The 24,233-nt window shown below is 73.7% G+C and carries 18 protein-coding genes; 12 read left to right on the top strand and 6 right to left on the bottom strand.

The features are described from left to right. Positions 1 to 82: 82 nt before the first annotated feature. The 8 genes from ABD948_RS18535 to ABD948_RS18500 all read left to right on the top strand — a co-directional run bounded on the left by ABD948_RS18535 (position 83) and on the right by ABD948_RS18500 (position 10,506). Positions 83 to 826 (top strand): response regulator transcription factor, encoded by a 744-nt coding sequence (locus tag ABD948_RS18535; protein ID WP_345268642.1) that lies wholly within the window; start codon positions 83 to 85, stop codon positions 824 to 826. Beyond that, positions 823 to 3,510 (top strand): DUF4153 domain-containing protein, encoded by a 2,688-nt coding sequence (locus tag ABD948_RS18530; protein WP_345268640.1) that lies wholly within the window; start codon positions 823 to 825, stop codon positions 3,508 to 3,510. Before ABD948_RS18535 ends, ABD948_RS18530 begins: the two co-directional genes overlap by 4 nt. A gap of 69 nt (positions 3,511 to 3,579) precedes the next feature. Further along, positions 3,580 to 3,921, top strand: a complete 342-nt coding sequence (locus tag ABD948_RS18525) for a YlxR family protein (protein WP_345268638.1) — start codon at positions 3,580 to 3,582, stop codon at positions 3,919 to 3,921. Between the two features lie 132 nt (positions 3,922 to 4,053). Next, a complete protein-coding gene (infB, locus tag ABD948_RS18520; protein WP_345268636.1) occupies positions 4,054 to 6,918 on the top strand; it encodes a translation initiation factor IF-2 in 2,865 nt (954 codons plus the stop codon). A 221-nt stretch (positions 6,919 to 7,139) separates the two neighbouring features. Further along, positions 7,140 to 7,655 (top strand): 30S ribosome-binding factor RbfA, encoded by a 516-nt coding sequence (gene rbfA / locus ABD948_RS18515; RefSeq protein WP_345268634.1) that lies wholly within the window; start codon positions 7,140 to 7,142, stop codon positions 7,653 to 7,655. Continuing rightward, entirely contained in the window at positions 7,652 to 8,515 is an 864-nt protein-coding gene (gene truB, locus ABD948_RS18510) for a tRNA pseudouridine(55) synthase TruB (RefSeq protein WP_345268632.1), read from the top strand. The genes rbfA and truB overlap by 4 nt, the downstream gene beginning before the upstream one ends. A gap of 27 nt (positions 8,516 to 8,542) precedes the next feature. Further along, positions 8,543 to 9,487 (top strand): bifunctional riboflavin kinase/FAD synthetase, encoded by a 945-nt coding sequence (locus tag ABD948_RS18505; RefSeq protein WP_345268630.1) that lies wholly within the window; start codon positions 8,543 to 8,545, stop codon positions 9,485 to 9,487. Next, entirely contained in the window at positions 9,484 to 10,506 is a 1,023-nt protein-coding gene (locus ABD948_RS18500) for a hypothetical protein (RefSeq protein ID WP_345268628.1), read from the top strand. Before ABD948_RS18505 ends, ABD948_RS18500 begins: the two co-directional genes overlap by 4 nt. Positions 10,507 to 10,656: 150 nt before the next feature. Here the strand turns inward: ABD948_RS18500 and ABD948_RS18495 are convergent, their stop codons facing one another. The 4 genes from ABD948_RS18495 to ABD948_RS18480 are packed head-to-tail and all read right to left on the bottom strand — an operon-like array spanning position 10,657 to position 14,858. Next, positions 10,657 to 10,917, bottom strand: coding sequence for an HPr family phosphocarrier protein (locus tag ABD948_RS18495; RefSeq protein WP_345268626.1), 261 nt, complete (start codon positions 10,915 to 10,917; stop codon positions 10,657 to 10,659). Between the two features lie 53 nt (positions 10,918 to 10,970). Next, positions 10,971 to 13,094, bottom strand: coding sequence for a PTS fructose transporter subunit IIABC (locus ABD948_RS18490; protein WP_345268623.1), 2,124 nt, complete (start codon positions 13,092 to 13,094; stop codon positions 10,971 to 10,973). A gap of 16 nt (positions 13,095 to 13,110) precedes the next feature. Then, positions 13,111 to 14,100 carry a 1-phosphofructokinase family hexose kinase gene (locus ABD948_RS18485; protein WP_345268621.1) on the bottom strand — a complete coding sequence of 330 codons (990 nt, stop codon included), beginning with the start codon at positions 14,098 to 14,100 and terminating at the stop codon, positions 13,111 to 13,113. After that, on the bottom strand, positions 14,097 to 14,858 hold the full coding sequence (locus tag ABD948_RS18480) for a DeoR/GlpR family DNA-binding transcription regulator (protein ID WP_345268620.1): 762 nt from the start codon (positions 14,856 to 14,858) through the stop codon (positions 14,097 to 14,099). The genes ABD948_RS18485 and ABD948_RS18480 overlap by 4 nt, the downstream gene beginning before the upstream one ends. A gap of 114 nt (positions 14,859 to 14,972) precedes the next feature. Here ABD948_RS18480 and ptsP point away from each other — a divergent pair, with 114 nt between their 5' ends. Then, the gene (ptsP, locus tag ABD948_RS18475) at positions 14,973 to 16,649 is read left to right on the top strand and encodes a phosphoenolpyruvate--protein phosphotransferase (protein WP_345268618.1); all 1,677 of its coding nucleotides are present in this window, start codon (positions 14,973 to 14,975) and stop codon (positions 16,647 to 16,649) included. Positions 16,650 to 16,833: 184 nt separating this feature from the next. Here the strand turns inward: ptsP and ABD948_RS18470 are convergent, their stop codons facing one another. After that, on the bottom strand, positions 16,834 to 17,892 hold the full coding sequence (locus ABD948_RS18470; RefSeq protein WP_345268616.1) for a zinc-dependent dehydrogenase: 1,059 nt from the start codon (positions 17,890 to 17,892) through the stop codon (positions 16,834 to 16,836). 198 nt (positions 17,893 to 18,090) lie between these two features. Here ABD948_RS18470 and ABD948_RS18465 point away from each other — a divergent pair, with 198 nt between their 5' ends. Then, positions 18,091 to 20,094, top strand: coding sequence for a PTS mannitol transporter subunit IICBA (locus ABD948_RS18465; protein ID WP_345268614.1), 2,004 nt, complete (start codon positions 18,091 to 18,093; stop codon positions 20,092 to 20,094). A 178-nt stretch (positions 20,095 to 20,272) separates the two neighbouring features. Here the strand turns inward: ABD948_RS18465 and ABD948_RS18460 are convergent, their stop codons facing one another. Further along, a complete protein-coding gene (locus ABD948_RS18460; RefSeq protein ID WP_345268612.1) occupies positions 20,273 to 22,462 on the bottom strand; it encodes a molybdopterin-dependent oxidoreductase in 2,190 nt (729 codons plus the stop codon). Between the two features lie 109 nt (positions 22,463 to 22,571). On the opposite strand from ABD948_RS18460, the gene ABD948_RS18455 reads away from it, so the two are divergent. Continuing rightward, positions 22,572 to 22,811, top strand: coding sequence for a DUF6458 family protein (locus tag ABD948_RS18455; RefSeq protein WP_345268610.1), 240 nt, complete (start codon positions 22,572 to 22,574; stop codon positions 22,809 to 22,811). A gap of 76 nt (positions 22,812 to 22,887) precedes the next feature. Next, a complete protein-coding gene (locus ABD948_RS18450) occupies positions 22,888 to 24,165 on the top strand; it encodes a molybdopterin-dependent oxidoreductase (protein WP_345268608.1) in 1,278 nt (425 codons plus the stop codon). Positions 24,166 to 24,233: the final 68 nt, after the last annotated feature.

The following is a 24,233-nucleotide window of genomic DNA, read 5'->3' as shown; positions in this document are numbered from 1 at the left end:
CGGGCACCGGTGCCGGGATCTGCACAGGACCTGCACATCTCGTGCACCCCTCCTGCGCGTCCGCGCTCCTAGCCTGGAGCGCATGACAGGGACAGTGGATCCGGTACGTCGCCGGGTGCTGGTGGTCGAGGACGACCGGGTGATCAACCAGGCCGTCACCGACCGTCTGGAGGCCGAGGGCTACGACGTGCTGCGCGCCTTCGACGGCCCCGGGGCGGTCGTGGCCGCCACCGAGCACCGGCCCGACCTGCTCGTGCTCGACGTGATGCTGCCCGGCTTCGACGGCCTCGAGGTGTGTCGGCGGGTGCAGGCCGCGCGGCCGGTGCCGGTGCTCATGCTCACGGCCCGCACCGACCCCGCGGACCTGCTGGTGGGGCTCGGCGTCGGCGCCGACGACTACCTGACCAAGCCGTTCCGGATGCGTGAGCTGGTCGCGCGCGTGGCGGCGCTGCTGCGCCGTGTGGAGCGCGCCGCCGAGCTCGCGGACGAGCGGGTCGCCGCGCAGCCGCCCGGACGACGGGTCCTGGCGCTGGGCGACCTGCGCGTCGACGCCGCCGCGCGCCGCGTGTGGCGTGGGGGCGAGGAGGTGCGCCTGACGCCGACCGAGCTCGACCTGCTGCTCTGCCTGGCCGAGGACCCCGGCGCCGTCGTCAGCCGCGAGCGGCTGCTGGCCCGGGTCTGGGGCTGGGACGGCGCCACCGGCACCCGCACCGTCGACAGCCACGTCAAGGGGCTGCGGGCCAAGATCGGCGCGGACCGCGTGCGCACCGCGCACGGCGTCGGCTACGCGCTCGAGCCCGGGACGCCGGACGGGGACGGCGAGTGACCGGGACCGCCGCGGACCGGGCGCAGCCGCTGCGCTCGCTCCGCTCGCTGAAGGTGAAGCTGGGACTGCTCGTGGCGCTCAGCGCGACGGTCAGCGCCGTCGTGGCCTCCGCCGGGCGCTGGGGCGGCGTGCCCTGGTGGCTGGGCGTGCCCGTGACCGTCCTGCTGGCGCTGGCACTGACCCAGCTGCTCGCCGTCGGCATGATCGCGCCGCTGCGCGCGATGACGACGGCCGCGGGCCGGATGGCCACCGGCGACTACGACGTGCGCGTCGAGGCCGCCTCGCGCGACGAGGTGGGGCGGCTCGCGGTCGCCTTCAACACGATGGCCCGCGACCTGGCCACCGTCGACCGGCAGCGCCGCGAGCTCGTGGCCAACGTGAGCCACGAGCTCCGCACCCCGCTGGCTGCGCTCTGCGCGCTGCTGGAGAACCTCGTGGACGGCGTGGGCCCGCGCGACCCCCGCACGCTCGAGGTCGCGCTGGGTCAGGCCGAGCGGCTCTCGGGCCTCGTGGCGGACCTCCTGGACCTTGCCCGGGTCGACGCCGGCCGGGCGCCCCTGCGCCCCGAGCCGGTGGCCGTGCGGGCCCTGCTCGAGGAGGCCGTGGCCGAGGCGCGCGTGCAGCAGCGGGCGGTGCACCACACCGTGCGCGTCGAACCGCCCGACCTGGAGGTGCAGGCCGACCCCGTGCGCCTGCACCAGCTGGTGGCCAACCTGCTGGACAACGCCTCGCGCCACAGTCCGCCGGACGGGCAGGTGCTGCTGCACGCCGCCCGCGCCCACGACGCCGTCGACCAGTGGGTGCTCGAGGTCAGCGACCAGGGGCCCGGGGTGGCGCGGGCGGACCGCGAGCACGCCTTCGAGCCCTTCGGCACGCTCGGTGCGACCGACGCCGGCGGCGGCACCGGGCTGGGACTCGCGATCGCCCGTTGGGTCAGCGACCTGCACGGCGGCGCCATCGGCTTCGCCGACCCGCACGGGGCGCAGGGCGCCCGGGTCCGGGTGCGGTGGCCGGTGCACCCGCCGCCGCGCCCCGCCGGCCCACCCACCACCGCCCTCGTACCGCACCGATCGGAGCCCACCGTGCCCACGACCCCGCACACGCCCCCGCCCCCGGCCGCAGCCCCCACCGGCCCCCGGCCCGCGCCGCCCGGGCCACCCGTCCCGCCGCGCCCCCTGCTCGACGACGTCTTCGGCCGCGCCTGGCCCGACGACGGCGTCGCCGCCCGGCCGCGCCTGCTGCTCGCGGTGCTCGGCGTCGCCCTGCTGGCCGCCGTGGTGCTGCCGCTGCGTCAGCTGGGCAGTGGCACGGCGCTGGTGCTGCTCACCTGCGGCGCGGTGCTGCTGGCGGCGACGCCCCGCCGTCGCGAGCCTGCCGTGCTCGCCGGCGCCGGTCTGGCAGCGGCGCTGACGCTGACCGCCGTGGTGCGCGACGCCGAGTGGGTGGTGGTGCTCTGCCTGCTGGCCGGTGCCGCTGTCTGCGTCACCACGCTCACCGGTGCGCGGGGGACGGCGGCGCACGTGCTCAGCCTGGTCGCCTGGCCGGTGGCCGCGCTGCGGGGGCTGCCGTGGGTCGGCCGCACCCTGGTTGCGGTCCCGGGCGTGGGCCGGGGGGCCGCGTTCGTGCGCACGCTGCTGTTCTCCGGCGTGCTGCTCGTGGTGTTCGTGGCCCTCTTCGCCTCCGCGGACGCCCTGCTGGCCCGCTGGGTCGACGCCGTGGTGCCCGACCTGACCCTCGACACGGCCGTGCTGCGCGCCTTCGTGGCCTGTGCGGTGGCCGGCACCCTGCTCACGGCCACCTACCTGGCGCTCAACCCGCCGCGGCTGGAGGGGCGCGAGGGTGCCGCGACGTCGGTGGCGCACCGCTTCGAGTGGTTGGCACCCGTGCTCGTGGTGCTCGGCGTCTTCTCGGCGTTCCTGGCCGCCCAGGCCGCGGTCGTCTTCGGGGGCGAGACCTACCTGGCCCGCACCACCGGCCTGACCTACGCGGAGTACGTGCACCAGGGGTTCGGGCAGCTCACCGTGGCCACCGCCCTCACCCTGCTCGTGGTCGCCACCGCCGCACGCAAGGCGCCGCGCGAGACCGCCGCTGACCGCTGGTGGCTGCGCGGCACGTTGGGGCTGCTGTGCCTGCTCACCCTGGTGGTGGTGGCCTCGGCGCTCTACCGGATGGGCCTCTACGAGCAGGCCTACGGGCTGACCCGGCTGCGCCTGCTGGTGGCGTTCTTCGAGGGGTGGCTCGGCCTGGTCGTGCTGGCGGTGCTGGCCGCCGGGGTGCGGTGGCGCGGCGCGTGGCTGCCGCGCTTCGCGGTGCTCGCGGGCGCGGCAGCGCTGCTGGTGCTGGCAGCCCTCAACCCCGACGCGCGGATCGCCGAGCGCAACCTGGAGCGCTACGCCGAGACCGGCAAGGTCGACTGGACCTACCTGCAGGGGCTCTCCGACGACGCCGCGCCGGTGCTGGCCGACCCTCCCGAGGGCCTGGACGCCGCCGAGGTGCGCTGCCTGCTGGGCGACCTGCAGGACTACGGCACGGCACCGGACGACTGGCTGGAGTGGAACCTGGGCCGGGCACGTGCCGCGGCGACCTGGCTCGACGTCGGCGACACCGCCGGCCCGGACTGCGCCGGCGTGTCGGCCGGCGACGCTCTCGACCCGACGCGCGCCCTGTCGTCCAGCCTCCGCTGAACCGCTGGCCGGCCGGAGTCCGGCCACCGGTTCGGCGTGGGGCGCGTGGGGGAGTAGGGTTGACCCTCGGTGGAGCGACACACGGAGTCCTCAGCGAGCCCGGGCCCGGTCCGGACCTGCGTGGGTTGCCGTGGTCGTGACGCCAAGAGCGAGCTCGTGCGGGTGACCGCCGTGGTGGACGCGACCGGCCGGACGGCCATCGTGCCCGACCTCGGGGGAGCCGCACCCGGGCGAGGGGCGCACCTGCACCCCGATCCCGCGTGCTACGAGCTGGCCGTGCGACGCCGGGCCTTCACCCGCGCGCTGCGCCTCACCGCGCTGCCGCCCGAGGGTCCGACCAGCACGCAGGTGCGCGACCGGATCGACCAGCTCGCCCGCCAGCAGGACCAGCAGCACCACAGCACACCGTGACAACCGACCAGGAACTGGAGCAGCAGCTCATGAGCACTCGATGAGTACTTCCCGATGAGTTTGCACCACCCATAGGTTCGGCACGGCCCCCGGAACACCCCGGGAGGCGCGGGTCGGGCCAGAAGGAGAATTGTGGCAAAGACCCGCGTCCACGAACTCGCCAAGGAGTTCGGAGTCGAGAGCAAGTTCGTTCTCGAGAAGTTCAAGGAGATGGGGGAGTTCGTCAAGTCGGCGAGCTCCACCGTCGAGCTCCCTGCGGAGATGCGTTTCCGCAAGGAGTACGGCGAGAAGCTGAAGTCCGAGACCTCGGCTCCCGCCCCCCAGAAGTCCGCCCCGGCCGCGCCGGCGACGTCCGCCCCGGCGGCCAGCACGTCCGGCGCACCCAGCGCGCCCGCCGAGGCGCCGGCCCCCGCGGCCTCCTCCGCCCCCGCTCCCGCGCGCCCCGGTCCGCGTCCGGGCCCCAAGGCGGCACCCGCCGCCCCCGAGGCCCCGGCGGCACCTGCCGCACCGGAGGCACCCGCCGCCCAGGCCGCACCCGCGGCGCCGGCGGCACCCGAGGCCCCCGCGGCTGCAGCGGCTTCCGAGGCCCCGGCAGCCCGTGCCGGTGGCGCCACCCCCAAGGCCCCGGCCCCCAAGGCGCCCTCCCCGGCCCCGCGGCCGGTGGGTCGCCCGGGTGGGACCCCCCGGCCCGGCAACAACCCCTTCTCCTCCAGCCAGGGCATGGGTCGCCGTCCGGCGCCCCAGGCGCCCGCCGGTGGATCCACCGAGGGCGACAACCGCCCGCCGCGGCCGCCCGCCGGCCGTGACGGCGCTCCCGGTCGCCCCGGCATGCCGCGCCCCAACCCGGCGATGATGCCCAAGTCCCCGGCCGCCTTCGGCCAGGGTCCCGGCGGCCGTGGTCCGGGAGCGCCCGGTCGACCCGGTGCCCCCGGCCGCGGTGGCCCCGCGGGTCGCGGCGGCCCCGGTGGTCCCGGTGCCGGTCGCGGTGGTCCGGGCGGAGCCCCGGGTCGTCCCGGCGGCTTCGGCGGCGGTCGCCCCGGCGGCGGTCGTCCCGGCCAGCGTGGTCAGACGCAGGGCGCCTTCGGTCGCCCCGGCGGCCCCTCGCGGCGAGGCCGCAAGTCCAAGCGGGCGCGTCGTCAGGAGTTCGAGGCCATGGAGGCCCCGACCCTGGGCGGCATGCGCGTCCGCAAGGGCGACGGCGAGACCGTGCGCCTGGCGCGCGGCGCCTCGCTGACCGACTTCGCCGACAAGATCGGCGTCGAGCCGGCCCAGCTGGTGCAGATGCTGTTCCACCTCGGTGAGATGGTCACCGCCACCGAGTCGGTCAACGACGCCACCCTCGAGCTGCTCGGCGAGGAGCTCAACTACGTCGTCGAGGTCGTCTCGGTCGAGGACGAGGACCGCGAGCTGCTCGGGTCCTTCGACCTCGAGTTCGGTCTCGACGAGGGCGACGACTCCGACCTGGTGGTGCGGCCCCCGGTCGTCACCGTCATGGGTCACGTCGACCACGGAAAGACCAAGCTCCTCGACGCGCTGCGCAACGCCAACGTCGTCGACAAGGAGGCCGGTGGCATCACCCAGCACATCGGTGCCTACCAGGTCCGCACCGAGGTCGACGGCACCGAGCGCGCCATCACCCTCATCGACACCCCGGGTCACGAGGCGTTCACCGCCATGCGTGCCCGTGGTGCCCAGGCCACCGACATCGCGATCCTCGTGGTCGCGGCCGACGACGGCGTCATGCCCCAGACGGTCGAGGCGCTCAACCACGCCAAGGCCGCCGGGGTGCCGATCGTGGTCGCGGTCAACAAGATCGACAAGCCCGACGCCGACCCGACCAAGGTCCGCGGCCAGCTGACCGAGTACGGCCTGGTGCCCGAGGAGTACGGCGGCGACTCGATGTTCGTCGATGTCTCGGCCAAGTCCGAGCTCAACCTCGACAAGCTGCTCGAGGCCGTCGTCCTCACCGCCGACGCCTCCCTGGACCTGCGCGCCAACCCCGACCAGGACGCCCAGGGCCTCGTCGTCGAGGCGCACCTGGACCGCGGTCGCGGCCCGGTGGCCACGATCCTCGTGCAGCGCGGCACGCTGCGGGTGGGCGACTCCATCGTCGCCGGCCCGGCCTACGGTCGCGTGCGCGCCATGCTCGACGAGCACGGCGACAACATCGAGGTGGCCGACCCCTCGCGCCCCGCGATGGTCCTCGGACTCACCGCGGTGCCCGGCGCGGGCCAGAACTTCCTCGTCGTCGAGGACGACCGGATGGCCCGCCAGATCGCCGAGAAGCGCGAGGCGCGCGAGCGGGCGGCCATGCAGGCCAAGCGCCGCGTGCGTCGCACCCTCGAGGACTTCATGGCCTCCATGGAGAAGGGCGCCGAGAGCCAGGAGCTCAACCTCATCCTCAAGGGCGACGTGTCCGGCTCGGTCGAGGCGCTCGAGGACGCGCTGTCCCAGATCGAGGTCGGTGACAACATCGGCATCCGCGTCATCGACCGCGGTGTCGGTGCGATCACCGAGACCAACGTCGACCTCGCGGCCGCCTCCGACGCCATCATCATCGGCTTCAACGTCCGCCCGCAGGGCAAGGCGACCGAGATGGCCGACAAGGAGGGCGTGGAGATCCGGTACTACTCGGTGATCTACCAGGCCATCGACGAGATCGAGGCCGCGCTCAAGGGCATGCTCAAGCCGGAGTACGAGGAGTCGACCCTGGGGCAGGCGGAGATCCGCGCGATCTTCCGCTCCTCCAAGATCGGCAACATCGCCGGCTGCATGGTCACCGGCGGCGTCATCCGGCGCAACGCCAAGGTGCGCGTCATCCGCGACAGCGCGGTCGTGGCCGACAACCTCGACCTGGCCTCGCTCAAGCGGGAGAAGGACGACGCCTCCGAGGTCCGCGAGGGCTTCGAGTGCGGTCTGGTGCTGCGCAACTTCCAGGACATCCGAGAGGGCGACATCGTCGAGGCCTTCGAGATGAAGGAGATCCCGCGCGGCTGATCCCACACTCCGGGCGGCGCCTCGCGGCGTTGTCGGGCCTCGACGGCCCGCTTCGCTCGGAGGCCGCCTTCGGCCCTCCGCCTTGCGAGGCATCCGCCCGGAGCACGGGATTCCCCGGCACCACACGCAGGACCAGCAGGACACGCAGCGCGGCCCCGGCTCGAGCCGGGGCCGCGCTCCTGTCTCCCCCCCCCCCCCGTCACGAGGAGTAGAAAGACACCATGAGCAGCCCGCGCGTGCGCAAGATCGCCGACCGGATCCAGGTCATCGTCGCCGAGATGCTGGAGCGCCGGATCAAGGACCCGCGACTCGGCTTCGTCACCATCACCGACGTGCGGCTGACCGGCGACACCCAACAGGCCACGATCTTCTACACCGTGCTCGACCAGGGCCCCGACCAGGAGGGCGCCATGGCGCGCTCGGCCGCGGCGCTGGAGTCCGCCAAGGGCCTGCTGCGCTCGGAGGTGGGCAAGCAGCTCGGCATGCGGCACGTGCCGTCGCTGACCTTCGTGGCCGACGCCCTCCCCGAGAACGCCCGCCACCTCGACGAGGTGCTGGCCAAGGCGCGCGAGCACGACGCCGCGGTCGCCGCCGCGCGTGAGCAGGCGCAGTACGCCGGCGAGGCGGATCCCTACAAGAAGCCCCGCGAGGCCGGGGACGACGACCTCGACGACGAGCTCGACGACGACCTCGACGACGAGCTCGACGACACCGAGACCGGGGAAGAGCGGGCGTGAGTGCCCCCGCCGGGCTGGTCGTCGTCGACAAGCCGGGCGGCCTGACCTCCCACGACGTGGTCGCGCGCGTGCGCCGGCTCGCCGGCACCCGCAAGGTCGGCCACGCCGGGACCCTGGACCCGATGGCCACCGGGGTGCTCGTGCTCGGTGTCGACCGTGCGACCCGGCTGCTGGGGCACCTGATGCTCACCGAGAAGGCCTACGAGGCCACGGTCGTTCTCGGCACCAGCACCACCACCGACGACGCCGAGGGCGAGGTGGTGGCCACGGCGGACCCGGAGCAGGTCGCCGGCCTCGACGAGCAGGCGGTGCGCACGGCGCTGGCCGCCTTCGAGGGCGAGATCCAGCAGGTGCCCACCGCCGTCTCGGCCATCAAGGTCGACGGCAAGCGCGCCTACCAGCGCGTCCGCGAGGGCGAGGAGGTGCAGCTGGCCGCGCGGACCGTCACCGTCCACGAGCTGGTGGTGCACGACGTGTCGTTGCCGCAGGTGCGTCTCGCGCTGCGCTGCTCCAGCGGCACCTACGTGCGCGCGATCGCCCGCGACCTCGGTGCGGCGCTCGGCGTCGGCGGGCACCTGACGGCGTTGCGTCGCACCGCCGTCGGGCCCTACGACCTCGGCGTCGCGCGCACCCTGGAGCAGCTGGGCGAGCAGTTCGCGGTGCTGCCGCTCGCCGAGGCCGCCCGCCGCGGCTTCGAGGCCGTCGAGCTGACCGAGGAGGAGGCGGCGGCGGTCCGGGTGGGGCGCGCCCTGGAGCGACCGCTGGCCGGGCTCAGCGCGCTCTTCGCCCCCGACGGCGAGTTCCTCGCCCTCTACGAGCCCCGCGAGGGTCGCTCGCGCGCGGTCGCGGTGTTCGTGTGACCGCGCGCGCTCAGTAGGGTGCCCCTCGTGCACATCTGGCGATCCCTGGGCGAGGTGCCCGCCGACCTGGGCCGCACCGCGGTCACCATCGGCAACTTCGACGGCGTGCACCGCGGTCACCGCGCCGTCGTCTCCCGCGCGCGTGCCCTGGCCGACGAGGCCGGCGTGCCGCTCGTGGCGGTCACCTTCGACCCCCACCCGATGGCGGTGCTGCGCCCCGAGCACGCCCCCTCGACGCTCTCCACCATCCCGGAGCGCGCCGAGCTGCTCGCCGAGGCAGGCGTCGACCACGTGCTGGCCCTGCCCTTCGACCGCGCCATGGCGGCCTGGACGCCCGACGAGTTCGTGCAGTGGGTGCTGGTCGACGCGCTCGGCGCCGCCGTCGTCGCGGTCGGCTCGAACTTCCGCTACGGCAGCCGGGCGGCCGGCGACCTGGCGCACCTCACCGCGGCAGGGGAGACCCACGACTTCACCGCCGTCGGCGTGCCGCTCGACGGTGGCCCGCAGGTGTGGTCCTCCACCTACGTGCGCACGTGCCTCGCCGCCGGCGACGTCGCCGGCGCCGCCGAGGCGCTCGGCCGCCCCTTCTCGGTGCGCGGCGTGGTGGAGCGCGGCGACCAGCGGGGCCGTGAGCTGGGCTACCCCACGGCCAACGTGCCGGTGCGTCCCGCCGCCGCCTCGCCCGCCGACGGCGTCTACGCCGGCTGGCTGACCTGTCTGTCCGGTGCCGACGCGGGATCTCGCCACCCGGCTGCGATCAGCGTCGGCACCAACCCCACCTTCGACGGCGAGCGCGAGCGCCGGGTCGAGAGCTACGTGCTCGACCGGACCGACCTCGAGCTCTACGGCGTCGAGGTCGAGGTGGCCTTCGTCGAGCGGGTCCGTGGCATGGCGCGCTTCGACTCGGTCGGGCAGCTGCTGGAGGCGATGGCGGGCGACGTCGCGCGCACCCGCGAGATCCTGCTGGGATGAGGGGCGTGCCCGGGCCGGGCGAGGTGCAGCGCGTGGAGCGCTGGTTCCTCGCGCACGGCCTGCCCTACTTCGTCGACGACGTGCGCGCCACGGTGCAGGCGCGCCTGAGCCGCCCGCGCCTGCTGCTGGTGCTGACGGCGGCGGTGCTGCTCGGCGGTGGGGTGGGCACGGTGGTTGGGTTCGCCTCCGACATCGCCTCGCTCGGCGTCTCGGCGGGTCTCAGCGTCGCCCTGGTCGTCGTCGCCACCTACGCACTGCGCGCGCTGCGTGCCCAGACCATCGCGGCCTGGGCGCTGCGCCGCGCCCTGGGCAGCCTCGGGCTGCTGCTGCCGCTGCTCACCCGGGCGCTGCCCATGCTGCTGCTCTTCGTGACCTTCCTGTTCATCAACGCCGAGGTCTGGCAGGTCTCCTCCACCCTCGACGGCGGCGTGCTGTGGGGCACCGTGCTGTTCTTCGGCGCCGCCGCCGTGCTCTTCCTCGTGCCGCGCCTGACCGAGGAGCTCGACGCCTTCGACGACTCCATCGAGGAGCGCGACCTGATCCGGGCCAGCGCCGGGACGCCGCTCGAGGCCTACGCCCGCCACCTTGTGGCCGACGACGTCGACCTGCCGGAGGAGGCCCAGGTGGGCGGCCTGCAGATGGTCAACCTCGTGCTGGTCCTGGTGATCGCCCAGGCCGTGCAGGTGCTGCTGCTCGCCGTCGCGGTGTTCGGCTTCTTCATCGTCTTCGGCCTGGTGGCGATCGACGTCGGCGTCGTCGAGTCCTGGATCCAGGCCTCACCCACCACCATCCTCGACGCCGGCCCCGTGCACCTGACCGCCGAGCTGGTGCAGGTCTCGGTGTTCCTCGCCGCGTTCTCGGGCCTGTACTTCACCGTCTACGCGATCACCGACGAGCTCTACCGCAAGGAGTTCTTCACCCAGATCATGGAGGAGCTGCGCCGCGCCGTCGGCACGCGCGTGGTGTACCGGGCGCTGCGGCGCGACCTGGTGGAGTCGGCGCCACCGGTGGTCGAGTAGCCGCTTTCGCTGGCGCTTACCGGTGAGCCGGTCGCCCACCGCGGGACGACCGGCCACTTCTCGGCTCGCCGCGTCTCGATACGCTCATCGCGGCTCCGCAGGCTCAGCCGCGGTCGCTGCTCGACGACCAGATGACGCTGAGTTCCTTCGTCACTCAGCGTCGAGATCCTTGGCGACCAGGTCGGCGATGGTCTTCACGTCGGCCTCGTCGTCGCCGGAGACCTCCACCGTGTCGCCGTTGCCGGCGCCCAGGGTCATGATCATGAGCGAGGAGGCGGCGTCGACCGGATCGTCGCCGGGGAGGCCGATCAGCACCTCGGAGCCGAGCTCGGCGGCGGCCTCGGAGATGATCGCGGCGGGGCGGGCGTGGAGGCCGACGGCGGAGCCGACGACGACGGACTGGGTGGGCATGGTGCTCCTTGGGGTCGGTGTGCGGGTGTGGCGGATCGTGCGGGGGGAGTCGATCAGACGGTGACGCCGGCGTCCACCGGCTCGCGGGCTCCGGTCATGGACTTCAGCGCGATGACGGCGGCGCAGGCCACGAGCACGCCGGCCACCAGCGAGATCACGAAGCCCAGCACGCCGTCGACGGCGAAGAGCACGAAGATGCCGCCGTGCGGGGCGCGCAGGCTGACGCCGAAGGCCTGGGAGAGACCGCCGGTGACCGCGGACCCGGCCATGATGGCCGGGATGACGCGCAGGGGGTCGGCGGCGGCGAAGGGGATGGCGCCCTCGGTGATGAAGGAGGCGCCGAGCAGCCAGCCGGCCTTGCCGTTCTCGCGCTCGGGGGCCGAGAACAGGCGCGGCCGCAGCACGGTGGCGAGGGCCAGGGCGATCGGGGGCACCATGCCGGCCAGCATGACCGCGGCCATGATCTTCAGCTCGGGGGCGTCGGTGGAGACCGCGGCGCCGGCCAGGCCGGTGGTGGCGAAGGCGTAGGCGGTCTTGTTGAGCGGGCCACCCATGTCGAAGGCCATCATCAGGCCGAGGATCACGCCGAGCAGCACGGCGGAGCCGCCGCTCATGCTGTTGAGGCCGTCGCTCAGGCCGTCGCTCAGGGCCGCCAGCGGGCGACCGAGCACGACGATCATCACGAAGCCGGCCACCAGGGTGGCGCCGAGCGGGATGACGAGCACGGGCATCAGGCCACGCGCCCAGGCGGGGACCTGGCGGCGGCTGATCCAGAGCGCCACGACACCGGCGATGACGCCGCCGATGATGCCGCCGATGAAGCCGGAGTTGGTGGTGCCGGCGATGGCACCCATCACGAAGCCGGGGGCGATGCCCGGGCGGTCGGCGATGGCGTAGGCGATGTAGCCGGCCAGGGCGGGCACGAGGAATCCGAAGGCCGCGCCACCGAGGACGAACAGCAGCGAGCCGAGGTAGGTGAGCAGCGGGCCGTTCTGGAAGGAGGCGCCGTTGGCGAGGTCGTAGTCGGCCAGGTTCGGCAGGTTGAAGAACGTCGAGTTCAGCACGACGTTCTGGGCCACGCCGCCGGTGCCGTCGGCGTAGTTGAGCGCCACCTCGTAGCCGGCGAGCAGGAAGCCGAGGGCGATCAGCAGACCACCGGCGGCGACGAAGGGGATCATGTAGGAGACGCCGGTCATCAGCACGCGGCGCACGGTGCCGCCCGCCGAGCTGCCGGAGCCCGAGGCACTCTCGGAACCGCCACCACCGGCGCCCTCGACGCGCAGGGCGCTGGGGTTGTCGGCGGCGCGCAGCGCCTCGGCGATCATCGCGTCGGCCTCGTCCATGGGGCGCTTGACGCCGGAGCTGACCAGCGGCAGGCCGGCGAAGCGGCCCCCGTCGCGCACCCCCACGTCGACGGCGAAGATCACGGCGTCGGCGGTGGCGATGGTCTCGCGCGGGAGCGGGGTGGAGCCGGCCGAGCCCTGGGTCTCGACGGCGAGGTCGACACCGGCACGCGCCGCAGCGGCCTCGAGCGCCTCGGCGGCCATGTAGGTGTGCGCGATGCCGGTGGGGCAGGCGGTGACGGCGACGATCCGGCGCTTGCCGGTCTCGGTGGGCGGAGCGGTGGGGGAGGCCTCGCGGCGGGGCGCAGCCGCGGCGGCAGTGGAGGTGGAGGTGGCGGTGGAGGTGGCGCCCGCGGTGGCCGGCTGCTCGGCAGGCGAGACCACCTCGGAGACCAGCTGCGCGACCTCCTCGGGGCTCTGCGCGGAGCGCAGGCCGGCGGTGAAGTCGGGCTTGACCAGCGCGCGGGCCAGCTTGGTCAGCAGCTGCATGTGGCTGGTGTCGCCACCCTCGGGGGCGAGGATCAGGAAGGCCAGGTCGGCGGGGCCGTCCTTCGCGCCGAAGTCCACGCGCGGCGAGAGCCGGGCGAAGACCAGGGTGGGCACCTGCACGCCGGCGGTGCGGCAGTGCGGGATCGCGATGCCGCCGGGCAGGCCGGTGGCCGACTTGTCCTCGCGGGCGTTGGCGTCGGCGACGACCTGGGCGACGTCGGTGGCCCGGCCGGCTTCGGCGGCGACCGCGGCCAGGCCGCGGATGACCTCGCGCTTGTCCGAGCTCGATCCCAGGGCGACGTCGAGCCGCACCAGGTCGGCGGTGATCAGGGGCGTTGTGCTCATGGTGTTCTCGTGTCTCTCAGGAGGTGGTGTGGAGCTGGCGGACGCGGACCTGCGTGGGGTCGACCTGCGCCGGCAACGGGATGGTCGTGCCGGGGAGTCCCGCGGCGGCGCTGCCGTAGGCGACGGCGAGCGCGAGACGGTCGGCGGGGCCGAGGCCGCGCCGCTCGCCGAGGAGGAAGCCGAAGAGGCTGGAGTCGCCGGCACCCACGGTGCTGACGACCTCCGTGGGGGGCGGGGTGGCGTGCCAGGCGCCGTCGGCGGTGACGAGCACCGCGCCCTCCCCGCCGAGGGTGGCGAGCACCGACTCGATGCCGCGCTCCACCAGCGAGGTGGCCGCGGCGACGGTGGCCGCCGGGTCGCCCTCGAGAGCGAGCGGGTCGGCGCCGGTGAGGGAGGCGAGCTCGTCGCTGTTGGGCTTGACCAGGTGGGGCGCCGAGCCCGGCAGGCCGGCGACCAGGGCGGCGAGGGGAGCGTCGCTGGTGTCGACGGCGACCCGCGGGCCGTGCCCGCCCTGCCCGTCGGACGAGCGCAGCTCGCGCAGGTCGCGCACCAGCCCGGCGTACCAGTCGGCGGGGGTGCCGGGGGGCACCGAGCCCGCCATCACGACCCAGTCGTCGTGACCGCAGCCGCGGGCGGCCTCGACCAGCGCGCTGCCCAGCAGCTCGAGGTCGGCCGGGCCGACCGTGTCGCCGGGGCTGTTGAGCTTGGTGGTGGTGCCGTCGGGCTCGGTGATGGCGAGGTTGATGCGCACGCCGCCGGCGGGCGGCACCGGGCGCACCGGCACCTGGTCGGCGACGAGGCCCTGCACGTAGGGGTCGTGCTCGGCGGCGGGCAGCACCGCGAGCGTCGGCTCCCCGGCCGCCACGGCGGCCCGGCTGATGTTGACGCCCTTGCCGGCGGCCTGGGTGCCCACGGAGGCCAGCCGGTGCACGGCGCCGCGCTCGAGGGGCTCGGTGAGCACCACCGTGCGGTCGATGCTCGGGTTGGCGGTCAGGGTGATGATCACGCGACCACCACCTCGATGCCGACGGCCTCGAACGAGGAGACGTCGCTGTCGGCGACGCGGTCGTCGGTGACCAGGGTGTCGACCACGCCGAGCTCGGCGAAGCGCACCACGTGCTCCTGGCCGACCTTGTCGGCGTCGGCCAGCACCACCACCTGGCGGGCGCAGCCCACGAGGGCGCGCTTGGTGCCGGCCTCCTCGACGTCGGGCGTGGAGAGCCCGTGGCCGACCGTGATGCCGTTGGTGCCGACGAACGCGAGGTCGACGCGCAGGCCCTGGAGGGCGGCGACGGTCTCGGTGCCGACGGCGGCGACCGTCGTGGCGCGCACCCGGCCGGGCAGCAGGTGCAGCTCGACGTGGCTCTGGGCCACCAGGCGGGACGCCACCGGCAGGGCGTGGGTGAAGACGGTGAGGCGGCGGTCGCGCGGCAGGTGGGCGGCGAGCCTGCCCACCGTGCTGCCGGCGTCGAGGGCGAGCGTGGCCTGCACCGGGGGCAGCAGCCCGGCGGCGGCGCGCGCGATGCGCTCCTTGACGTCGGCGTTGGACTCGTCGCGCTCGCTGAGACCGGACTCGGTGACCGCTCGCAGCGGGACGGCGCCGCCGTGCACCCGGCGCAGCAGGCCGGCCCGCTCGAGGGTGGAGAGGTCGCGGCGTACCGTCTCGGTGGTCACCTCGTAGGTCTCGGCCAGGCCGGTGACCGAGACCCGTCCCTGGCGCACCACCTGCTCGGCGATGGCCTGCTGGCGCTCTTCGGCGTACATGGGCACCTCTTCGTCGGATGACCGGCGGCCAGATGTGGCTTTCGGTGGGTCTGTGAAGTTGTTTTATGCCCGTTTGTGTTGACTTGTCAAGAGCTGTGCGGCATTTTGGTGACCATGGTCACCGCAACGCTGCTGCAGGGCACCCCGGTCGTCGCCGGTGTGGTCCACGCCCCGGTCTGTCACGTCCGCGCCGAGATCGACCCCGCGAGGCTGCGGGCCTACCGCGAGCAACCGCCGGTCGAGGTCGAGGAGGCGCTGGACGCCTACGACGTCGCGGTGGCGGCGGTCGTGGAGGGCTTCACCGCCCGCGCGGAGGCGGCCGAGGGATCCGCCGCCGAGGTGCTCACCGCCAGCGCCTCGCTGGCGCGCGACCGCGGCATGCGCGGGACGGTGAAGAAGAACCTCACCGCGGGCCAGCCGCTGCTCGAGGCGATCGACGCCGCCGTCGAGCACTTCGCCGGTGTCTTCAGCTCGATGGGTGGGCTGATGGCCGAGCGCGTCACCGACCTGCGCGACATCGGCCGCCGGGTCACCGCGCACGTCGTCGGTGCGCCCGAGCCGGGCGTTCCGGTGCCCACGACGCCGTCGGTGGTGGTGGCCGAGGACCTCGCGCCTGCCGACTCCGCCGGGCTCGACCCCGCGATGGTGGCGGCGCTGGTGATGGAGCGCGGTGGCTCGACCAGCCACACCGCGATCATCGCCCGCCAGCTCGGCATCCCGTGCCTGGTCGGCACGCCGGGTGCCCTCGACCTCGAGGAGGGCGTGCTGGTCCTGGTCGACGGCACCGCGGGCACGGTCGAGCTCGACGTCGACGCCGACGCGGCGCGTCGTCGCGTGGAGGCGGCCGCGACCGCCCGCGCCGAGGTCGACGCCTGGACCGGGCCGGCCACCACCTCCGACGGCGCGCCGGTGACGCTGCTGGCCAACGTCGCCGACCCCGCCTCGGCGGCCGCGGCTGCCGAGGGGCCCGTCGACGGCGTCGGCCTGTTCCGCACCGAGCTGGCGTTCCTGGCCTCCACGACCGAGCCCTCGGTGGAGGAGCAGGCCGACCTCTACGCCGGCGTGCTCGGCCCGTTCGGCACCGACCGGCACGTCGTCACGCGCACCCTCGACGCCGGCTCGGACAAGCCGATCGCCTTCGCCACCATGCCCGACGAGGAGAACCCCGCCCTCGGGGTGCGCGGCTACCGGCTCTCCTTCGACAAGCCCGACCTGCTGGAGCGCCAGCTCGACGCCCTGAAGATCGCCGGCGAGCGCGTCGGCACGCACCCGTGGGTGATGGCGCCGATGATCGCCACCGCCGACGAGGCGGCCGACTTCGCCGCGAAGGCGCGTGCGCGCGGGCTCAAGCCCGGCGTCATGGTCGAGATCCCGAGCGCCGCGCTGCTGGCCCACCAGCTGCTCGAGCACGTGGACTTCCTGTCCATCGGCACCAACGACCTCACGCAGTACACGATGGCCGCCGACCGGATGGCCACCGACCTGACCCACCTCACCGACCCGTGGCAGCCCGCGGTGCTGCACCTGGTGGCCATCACGGCGGCCGCCGGCCGTGCGGTCGGCAAGTCCGTCGGTGTCTGCGGCGAGGCCGCCGCCGACCCGCAGCTCGCCTGCGTGCTCGTGGGCATGGGCGTCACCTCGCTGTCGATGGCGGCCGCCTCGGTGCGCGCCGTCGGCGTGCAGCTGGGCAAGGTCACCACCGTGCAGTGCGAGGCCGCGGCCGAGGCCGCCCTCGGTGCCGGCGACCCGCAGGCCGCGCGCGCCGCCGTCCGGGAGGTGCTGGAGGGCTGAGCGGCTCCCGGTGCGGCGGGCGGCCGGGCCTGGGCAGACGTGGTCACGAGCCCCGCGCGACCCGCGCGTCACTCGCGTGCGGACCCGGAGGGGTGAACGCGGAACAGGGGGGCCAGAATCCTGGCCCCCCTGTTCCGTGATCCCACGTCGACGTGGGATCACCCCCCACGCCGCTCGACCAGGCCTACGGCTCGACGGTCACCTTGATCGCCTCGCCGTTCTTGACGATGTCGAAGGCCGAGAGCACCTCGCTCAGCGGGATGTGGCGGGTGATCAGGTCCTTCACCGGCACCTGGCCGGTGGAGATGTACTCCAGCGCCCGCTTGTTGTGCTCGGGTGCGGACCCGTTGGCGCCGTGGATGTGCAGCTGGCGGTAGTGCACCACGTTGGAGTCGCAGGTGATGGTCGGGTCGGTCTTGGGCAGGCCGCCGAAGAAGGAGATCCGGCCGTTGCGAGCGGCCATGGCGATGGCCTGCTCCTGGGTGACGTTCGCCGCGGTGGCGGTGATGACGACGTCGGCGCCGCGGCCCCCGGTCAGCTCCATGACCTTCTCGACGACGTCGACCTCGGCGCCGTTGATGACCTCCTCCGGGGAGACCGCGTCGGCGGACATCTGCAGCCGCTCGGCGTTGACGTCGACCAGGTACACGGGGCCGCAGTTGTGGACGCCGCGCGCGATGCGCACGTGCATGCAGCCGATCGGGCCGGCGCCGAAGATGACGACGGTGTCGCCCTCCTCGATGCCGAGCAGCTCCTGGGCGTTGATCGCGCAGGCGAAGGGCTCGGCGGCGGAGGCCTCGTCGTAGCCGACGTTTTCCGGGATCCGGTTCAGCCCGTCGACCTTGAGCACCTGGCGCGGCACGATCATGTACTCGGCGAAGCCGCCGTCGTACTGGTAGCCCACCGAGGTCTGGTTCTGGCAGACGGCCATCCAGCCCTTGCGGCACTCGTGGCACTCACCGCACGGCACCGCCGCGATCACCTGGGCGCGGTCGCCCACCTCCCAGGAGGACCCGTAGGTGGCGTTGACGTCGGCGCCCACCTCGACGACCTCGCCGGCGATCTCGTGGCCGATGGTGCGCGGGGGAGTCAGGTTCTGGTGGCCGTTGTGGAAGATCTTGACGTCGGTGCCGCAGGTGGAGCAGTTGCGCACGCGCAGCTTGACCTCGTCGGGCCCGCACTCGGGCTCGGGCACCTCTTCCAGCCGGACGTCCTCGGGGGCGTAGAACCGCAGCGCCAACATGGCGGCCTCCTGGTCTGTGTGACGGCCGTCTCGCCGTCGGGTGCCTTGACGCTAGCGGCCGGGCTGGCAAAAGCCAACACATCCGGGCATGCCTGGGCAAAGTTTTGTGCCCGATCTCTTGGCATCATGCCCGAACGTGAGGTTTACTGCGAGTGAACGACGTGACGCGGGTCACGTCAGCTCAGCGAGGAGCAACTCATGACGTCAGTTGTCAGCGACCCCATGTCGCCACCAGAGCCCGGCAGCACCGGCGCCCGCATGCGCGTCCAGCGCTTCGGCACCTTCCTCTCCAACATGGTCCTGCCGAACATCGGCGCCTTCATCGCCTGGGGCCTGATCACGGCGCTCTTCATCCCGACCGGCTGGATCGCCTCGATCGGCAAGGCGTTCGGCTTCAGCACCGACGAGTACGGCTACGGATTCGTCGGCCAGCTCGGTGGCTGGGAGGGGAGCGGCAGCGACGGCATCGTCGGCCCGATGATCACCTTCCTGCTGCCGCTGCTGATCGGCTACACCGGCGGCCGGATGATGTACCAGGACAACATCCGCGGCGGCGTCGTCGGCGCGATCGCCACGATGGGCGCCGTGGCGGGCTCCGAGGTCCCGATGTTCCTCGGCGCGATGGTCATGGGCCCGCTCGGTGGCTGGTCGATGAAGCGCATCGACGCCCTGTGGGCCCACAAGATCCGGCCCGGTTTCGAGATGCTCGTGAACAACTTCTCGGCCGGCATCTGGGGTGGCTTCCTGGCCATCATCGGCTTCCTGGTCGCCGGCCCCTTCGTCAGCGAGTTCAGCCGACTGGCCTCCAACGTGATCGACGTGCTGGTTGAGAACAACCTGCTGCCGTTGACCTCGATCTTCATCGAGCCCGCGAAGATCCTCTTCCTCAACAACGCCATCAACCAGGGCATCCTCACCCCGCTGGGCACCAGCGAGGCGCTCGACCAGGGCAAGTCGATCCTCTTCCTGCTCGAGGCGAACCCGGGTCCCGGCCTCGGTCTGCTGCTCGCCTTCGCGATCTTCGGCAAGGGCATCGCGAAGGCCTCGGCGCCGGGCGCGATCCTGATCCAGTTCGTCGGCGGCATCCACGAGATCTACTTCCCGTACGTGCTGATGAAGCCCATCCTCGTGCTCTCGGTCATCGGTGGCGGCATGGCCGGTGTGGCCACCAACGTCGTGTTCGACTCGGGGCTGCGCTCGGTCGCCTCGCCGGGTTCGATCATCGCGGTCGCCGTGGCCACCCCCGGCGGCAGCTTCGTCGGGGTCATGCTCTCGGTGCTCGTCTCGGCCGGCGTCACGTTCCTCATCGCGTCCTTCCTGCTCAAGATCGACCGCAGCGAGGACGACGGGGACCTCACCGCCGCCACCGCCGACATGGAGGCCCGCAAGGGCAAGAAGTCGTCCATCGCCGGCGCCCTGGTCGGCACCACCACCGGTGGCGGCGCCATCCGCTCGATCGTCTTCGCCTGCGACGCCGGCATGGGCTCCTCCGCGATGGGCGCCTCGGTGCTGCGCAAGAAGGTGCACGCCGCCGGCTTCGGGGACGTCACGGTCGTCAACAAGGCGATCTCGAACCTGCGCGACGACCAGGACCTCGTGGTCACCCACCAGGACCTCACCGCCCGGGCCCAGCGCGGCGCGCCGTCCGCCGTCCACGTCTCGGTGGACAACTTCATGGCCAGCCCGCGCTACGACGAGATCGTCGAGCTGCTGCAGGCGCGCAACGGGGCCGGGTCGGGTGCGGCCGCGGAGCCGGACGTTCCCGCCGCCAGCGGGATGCTGCCCGAGGAGGCCGTCGTGATGACCGGTCGGGCGCGCACCCGCGACGATGCCATCACCGAGGCCGGGGAGCTGCTCGTGGCCCAGGGTGCGGTGGAGCAGTCCTACGTGGCGGCGATGCACGAGCGCGAGCGCTCGGTCTCCACCCACATGGGCAACCTGCTCGCGATCCCGCACGGCACCAACGAGGCCAAGGGCGCGATCAGGCGATCGGCGATCTCGTTCGTGCGCTACGACGAGCCGCTGGACTGGAACGGCAAGGAGGTGCGCTTCGTGGTCGGCATCGCCGGCGCGGGCGACGACCACCTCGGCATCCTGCGCAGCCTCGCCACCGTGTTCGCCGACAAGAGCCGTGTGGCCGAGCTGGAGCGTGCCACCACCCCCGCCGAGGTGCGCGCGGTGCTGGAGGGTGTGCACGCCTGACGGTGTGCAGTCACAGGGGGACGGGGTGGGGCGCCGTCAGCGGCGTCCCACCCGCCCCTCCCGTCACTCCTGCGTGACGCGGAGGGGTGATCGCGGAACAGGGGGGCCAGAATCCTGGCCCCCCTGTTCCGCGATCCCACGTGGACGTGGGATCACCCCCCGAACGCCCCGGGCCACCTCAGACGGCGGCGACGGTCACCGGCACGCCGTTGAGGACCGCGTTGCCGGAGACGTCGAGCGGCCCGGGGTCGGTGAGGTCGTTGATGGAGACGCCAGGGAGCTCGTCGGCGTGGCGCATCCGCGAGCCGGGGCGCCCGTGCCCGTAGCCGTGGGGGAGCGAGACGACTCCGGGCATCACGTCGGGGGTCGCGCTGACCTCCACCTCCACCCGTCCCACGCGCGAGGTGACGGCGACCCGCGATCCGTCGGCCAGGCCGCGGGCGGCGAGGTCGTCGGGGTGCATGAGCAGGTGGTGGCGGGCGCGTCCGCGGGTCAGGCGCGTGGTGTTGTGCATCCACGAGTTGTTGTCGCGCTGGTGACGGCGCCCGATCAGCAGCAGACCCCCGTCCGGGCCGGACCCCGCGGCGTCGTCGCGCGCGGCCAGCCAGGCGTGCAGCCGGTCGAGGTCGGCGACGAGCAGCTCGGGCACCAGGTCGATGCGCTTCCCCGGTGTCTGCAGGCGGCCCGGCAGGGTCGGGCGCAGCGGTCCGAGGTCGACACCCTCGGGGTGGGCGCGCAGCTGCAGCATGGTGGTGCGCCGGCCGGTGAGCAGCAGCCCGGTCAGCAGCGCAGCGGGTGAGGCGGTCAGCCGGGTCAGGCCCAGCCGCCCGAGCAGCTTCTCGCGGCGGCCGGCCGGACGCCCCAGGCGCTCGGCGAGCCGGGCGGCCAGGGCGCCGTAGATCTGCCAGTCGTGGCGCTGGTGCTTGCCGATGCCGAAGACCGGCGGGGTGTAGCGCGCGGTGTTGCGCACGGCCAGGTTGTGGAAGACCAGGTCGTACTGGTCGCGCTCGAGCGCGGTGGTGGGCGGCAGGATCACGTCGGCGTGACGGGTGGTCTCGTTGACGTAGATGTCGATGGACACCATGAAGTCCAGCGTGGTGAGCGCCTCGTCGAGCCGGGCTCCGTCGGGGGTGGAGAGCACGGGGTTGCCGGCGTTGGTCACCAGGGCGCGGATGCGGCCGGTGCCCGGGTCGCCCGCCTCCTCGATCTCCTCACGCAGCACCGAGACCGGCAGCTCGCCGGCGAACTCGGGCAGGTCGCGCACCCGGCTGCGCCACTTGCCGAGGTGGCCGGGGCCGATCACGCGCCGCCCGACGACGTCGACGGCGGGCTCGGGGAAGAGCGTCCCGCCCTCGCGGTCGAGGTTGCCGGTGAGGATGTTGAGCAGCTGCACCGCCCACTGGCAGATCGAGCCGAACTCCTGGGTGCTGACGCCCAGCCGCCCGTACACGGCGGCGCCGTCGGCCGTGGCTACCTCGCGCGCCAGCCGCTCGACGACGTCGGCCGGCACGCCGCTGACGCGCTCGGCGAGCTGTGGGGTGAACGGCTCCACCAGCTCGCGCAGCCGCTCGACGCCGTCGACGTAGGCGGCGGGCGTGGCGAGGCCCTCCGCGAGCAGCACCCGCACCATCGCCAGCAGCAGCCACGCGTCGGTGCCGGGCCGCACGAAGTGGTGCTCGTCGGCCGCGGCGGCGGTCTCGGTGCGCCGCGGGTCGAGCACCACCATGCGCCCGCCGCGTGCGCGCAGGTCGCGCAGCCGCTGGGGGAAGGCAGGTGCCGTCATCAGCGAGCCGTTGCTGGCCATCGGGTTGCCGCCGACGACCAGCAGGTAGGAGGTGCGGTCCAGGTCGGGCACGGGGATGAGCAGCTGGTGGCCGAACATCTGCCAGGCCACGTACTGGTGCGGGAACTGGTCGACGCTGGAGGCGCTGAAGCGGTTCTTGGTGCGCAGCGCCCGCCACAGGGCGGTGCCGTGCGTGGCCGAGCCGAGGGAGTGCGCCGTCGGGTTGCCCAGGTAGAGGCCGACGGCGTCGCGGCCGTGCTCGCGGGCGACGTCGGCCAGGCGGTCGGCCACCAGGTCGAGCGCGTCGTCCCACTCCATCTCCTCCCACGTGGCCTCCGCGCCCTCGCCGACGCGCCGTACCGGCCGGGTGAGCCGGTCGGGGTCGGTGTACACGTCGGCGATCGCCACGCCCTTGGGGCAGACGTGCCCGCGCGAGAGCGGGTCGTCGGGGTTGCCGCGCACGCCCGTGACCTCACCGTCGGTGAGCGTGAGCTCGAGGCCGCAGATGGCCTCGCACAGGTTGCACGCCGCCAGGCGGGTGCCGGTGTAGCCGGGAGGGAGCGGTCCGCGCGCGATGAGGCCCATGCGGTGCATCGTGCCACCGATGGGTACCACTTCCGGATGGGGTGGACGACCGTCCGCCTCCGCCGGGAGGGACACCCGGCACTCGAGCAGGCGACGAAGGAGCAGCACCATGGGTTACGGACTGGGCGTCACGCTCATCGCGGTGGGACTCATCCTCGCGCTGGCGGTGCAGGACCGCATCGACGCGGTGGACCTGACGATGATCGGGTGGATCGTGGCCGGCGCGGGCGTGCTGCTGACCCTGCTGACGGCGGTGACCCTGAACAGCCGCCGTCGCGCGGTCTCGCAGGCCACCACGCAGCACCCCGACGGGTCGCAGACCGTGCAGCGCCGCGAGAATGAGATCTGACCCTCTGGGGGACGACGCACGACGCGGCGTTCCTCCCAGGTAAGTTGATAGCTCTTGTCGTGTTAACGTGCGCGACATGGCGATCGACCACGTTCCCGCTGTCCACGTCCCTCCGCTCGGCGAACGCGTCCCTCGACGCGCGGTGCTGGCAGGGGGCGTGGCCGCCGGGCTGGTGCTCGGTGCCGGCCAGCTGGGCGCCGGGCTCCTCGGGTCCGGCGCTGCGGCGGGTGCGCCGTCGATCCTCAAGCCGCTCCCGCCGGAGCGCTTCACCGACTTCGGGACGAACGCCGAGATGCGGTGGGAGTCCGTCGACCCGCGCCGCTACCTGACCCCGCAGGCCGACCTCTTCGTCCGCAACCACACCGCCACGCCGCGGGTGGACCCCGCGACCTACCGGCTGCGCGTCTTCGGTGACGGCCTGCGCGAGGCGCGGAACGAGGCCCGCGCCCACGAGCTCTCGCTGCGTGACCTGCGCCGGCTGCCGGTGACGCGCATCCTGGGGGTGCACGAGTGCACCGGCAACGGTCGCTCGTTCTTCCGCACCCAGCAGGGGCAGAGCGTCTCGGGCACGGCCTGGACCCTGGGATCGGTGGGCGCCGTCGTGTGGGAGGGGGTGCGGCTTCGCGACGTGCTCCGGAGCCTCGGGGTGCGCGGGGACGCGGTCAGCGTCCAGGCGACCGGGCTGGATGCGCCCTTCGTGAGCGGCGGCACCGACTACGGTCGCGTCCGGCGGCCGTTCCCGGTGCAGAAGGCCCTCGACGACGCGCTGCTCGCGTGGGGGGGCGACGGCGAGGCGCTGCTGCCCGACCACGGCTACCCGCTGCGGCTGGTGCTGCCGGGCTGGGTGGGGATCGCCAGCATCAAGTGGCTCGGCTCGCTCGAGATCTCGCGGGGGCAGCTCACGTCCCCGTGGAACACCACCTTCTACCGGATGACGGGCGGCGGCTATCCCCCCGACAGCCCGCCGCTGACGGTCAATCCCGTGCGCTCCGCGCTCGAGCTGCCCTGGCGTGCCGCCCTGCCGCGGCGACCCGAGCTGACGCTGACCGGTCGCTCGTGGAGCGGCCTGGCACCCGTGCGCCGCGTCGAGGTCAGCACCGACGGCGGAGAGCGGTGGACCGAGGCCCGGCTGGAGCGCCGCGGCGGCGTCCACGGTCGGGGCGGCACGCGCGCCGTGCGCGGTCACGGCTGGACCCGCTGGTCCCACAGCTGGCGGCGCCCGACGTCGGGGGAGCACGAGGTCCTGGTCCGCGCCACCGACCAGCGCGGCCGCACCCAGCCGCTGGAGACGCCCTACAACGATGCCGGGTACTTCTTCGACGCCGTCGTGCGCCACCCCGTCACGGTGGGCTGACCGGCTGCGACGTCCGTGCTTTGGGCCCTCCGGCGCGCCGCTGATAGCCTTGGGTGGTTGTCCTGCGC

Origin of the sequence: Nocardioides nanhaiensis (assembly GCF_039542785.1) — a bacterium.
Lineage (GTDB): Bacteria > Actinomycetota > Actinomycetes > Propionibacteriales > Nocardioidaceae > Nocardioides > Nocardioides nanhaiensis.
Note: the sequence above shows the minus strand (reverse complement) of the source record. Positions and strands in the feature narration are given on the sequence as shown.

Bases quoted from the DNA above. Each gene is read 5' to 3' on its own strand.
- ABD948_RS18535 (WP_345268642.1), top strand. From the start codon at position 83: ATGACAGGGACAGTGGATCCGGTACGTCGCCGGGTGCTGGTGGTCGAG.
- rbfA (WP_345268634.1), top strand. From the start codon at position 7,140: ATGAGCAGCCCGCGCGTGCGCAAGATCGCCGACCGGATCCAGGTCATC.
- ABD948_RS18500 (WP_345268628.1), top strand. From the start codon at position 9,484: ATGAGGGGCGTGCCCGGGCCGGGCGAGGTGCAGCGCGTGGAGCGCTGG.
- ABD948_RS18495 (WP_345268626.1), bottom strand. From the start codon at position 10,917: ATGCCCACCCAGTCCGTCGTCGTCGGCTCCGCCGTCGGCCTCCACGCC.
- ABD948_RS18490 (WP_345268623.1), bottom strand. From the start codon at position 13,094: ATGAGCACAACGCCCCTGATCACCGCCGACCTGGTGCGGCTCGACGTC.
- ABD948_RS18480 (WP_345268620.1), bottom strand. From the start codon at position 14,858: ATGTACGCCGAAGAGCGCCAGCAGGCCATCGCCGAGCAGGTGGTGCGC.
- ptsP (WP_345268618.1), top strand. From the start codon at position 14,973: ATGGTCACCGCAACGCTGCTGCAGGGCACCCCGGTCGTCGCCGGTGTG.
- ABD948_RS18470 (WP_345268616.1), bottom strand. From the start codon at position 17,892: ATGTTGGCGCTGCGGTTCTACGCCCCCGAGGACGTCCGGCTGGAAGAG.
- ABD948_RS18465 (WP_345268614.1), top strand. From the start codon at position 18,091: ATGACGTCAGTTGTCAGCGACCCCATGTCGCCACCAGAGCCCGGCAGC.
- ABD948_RS18460 (WP_345268612.1), bottom strand. From the start codon at position 22,462: ATGGGCCTCATCGCGCGCGGACCGCTCCCTCCCGGCTACACCGGCACC.
- ABD948_RS18455 (WP_345268610.1), top strand. From the start codon at position 22,572: ATGGGTTACGGACTGGGCGTCACGCTCATCGCGGTGGGACTCATCCTC.
- ABD948_RS18450 (WP_345268608.1), top strand. From the start codon at position 22,888: ATGGCGATCGACCACGTTCCCGCTGTCCACGTCCCTCCGCTCGGCGAA.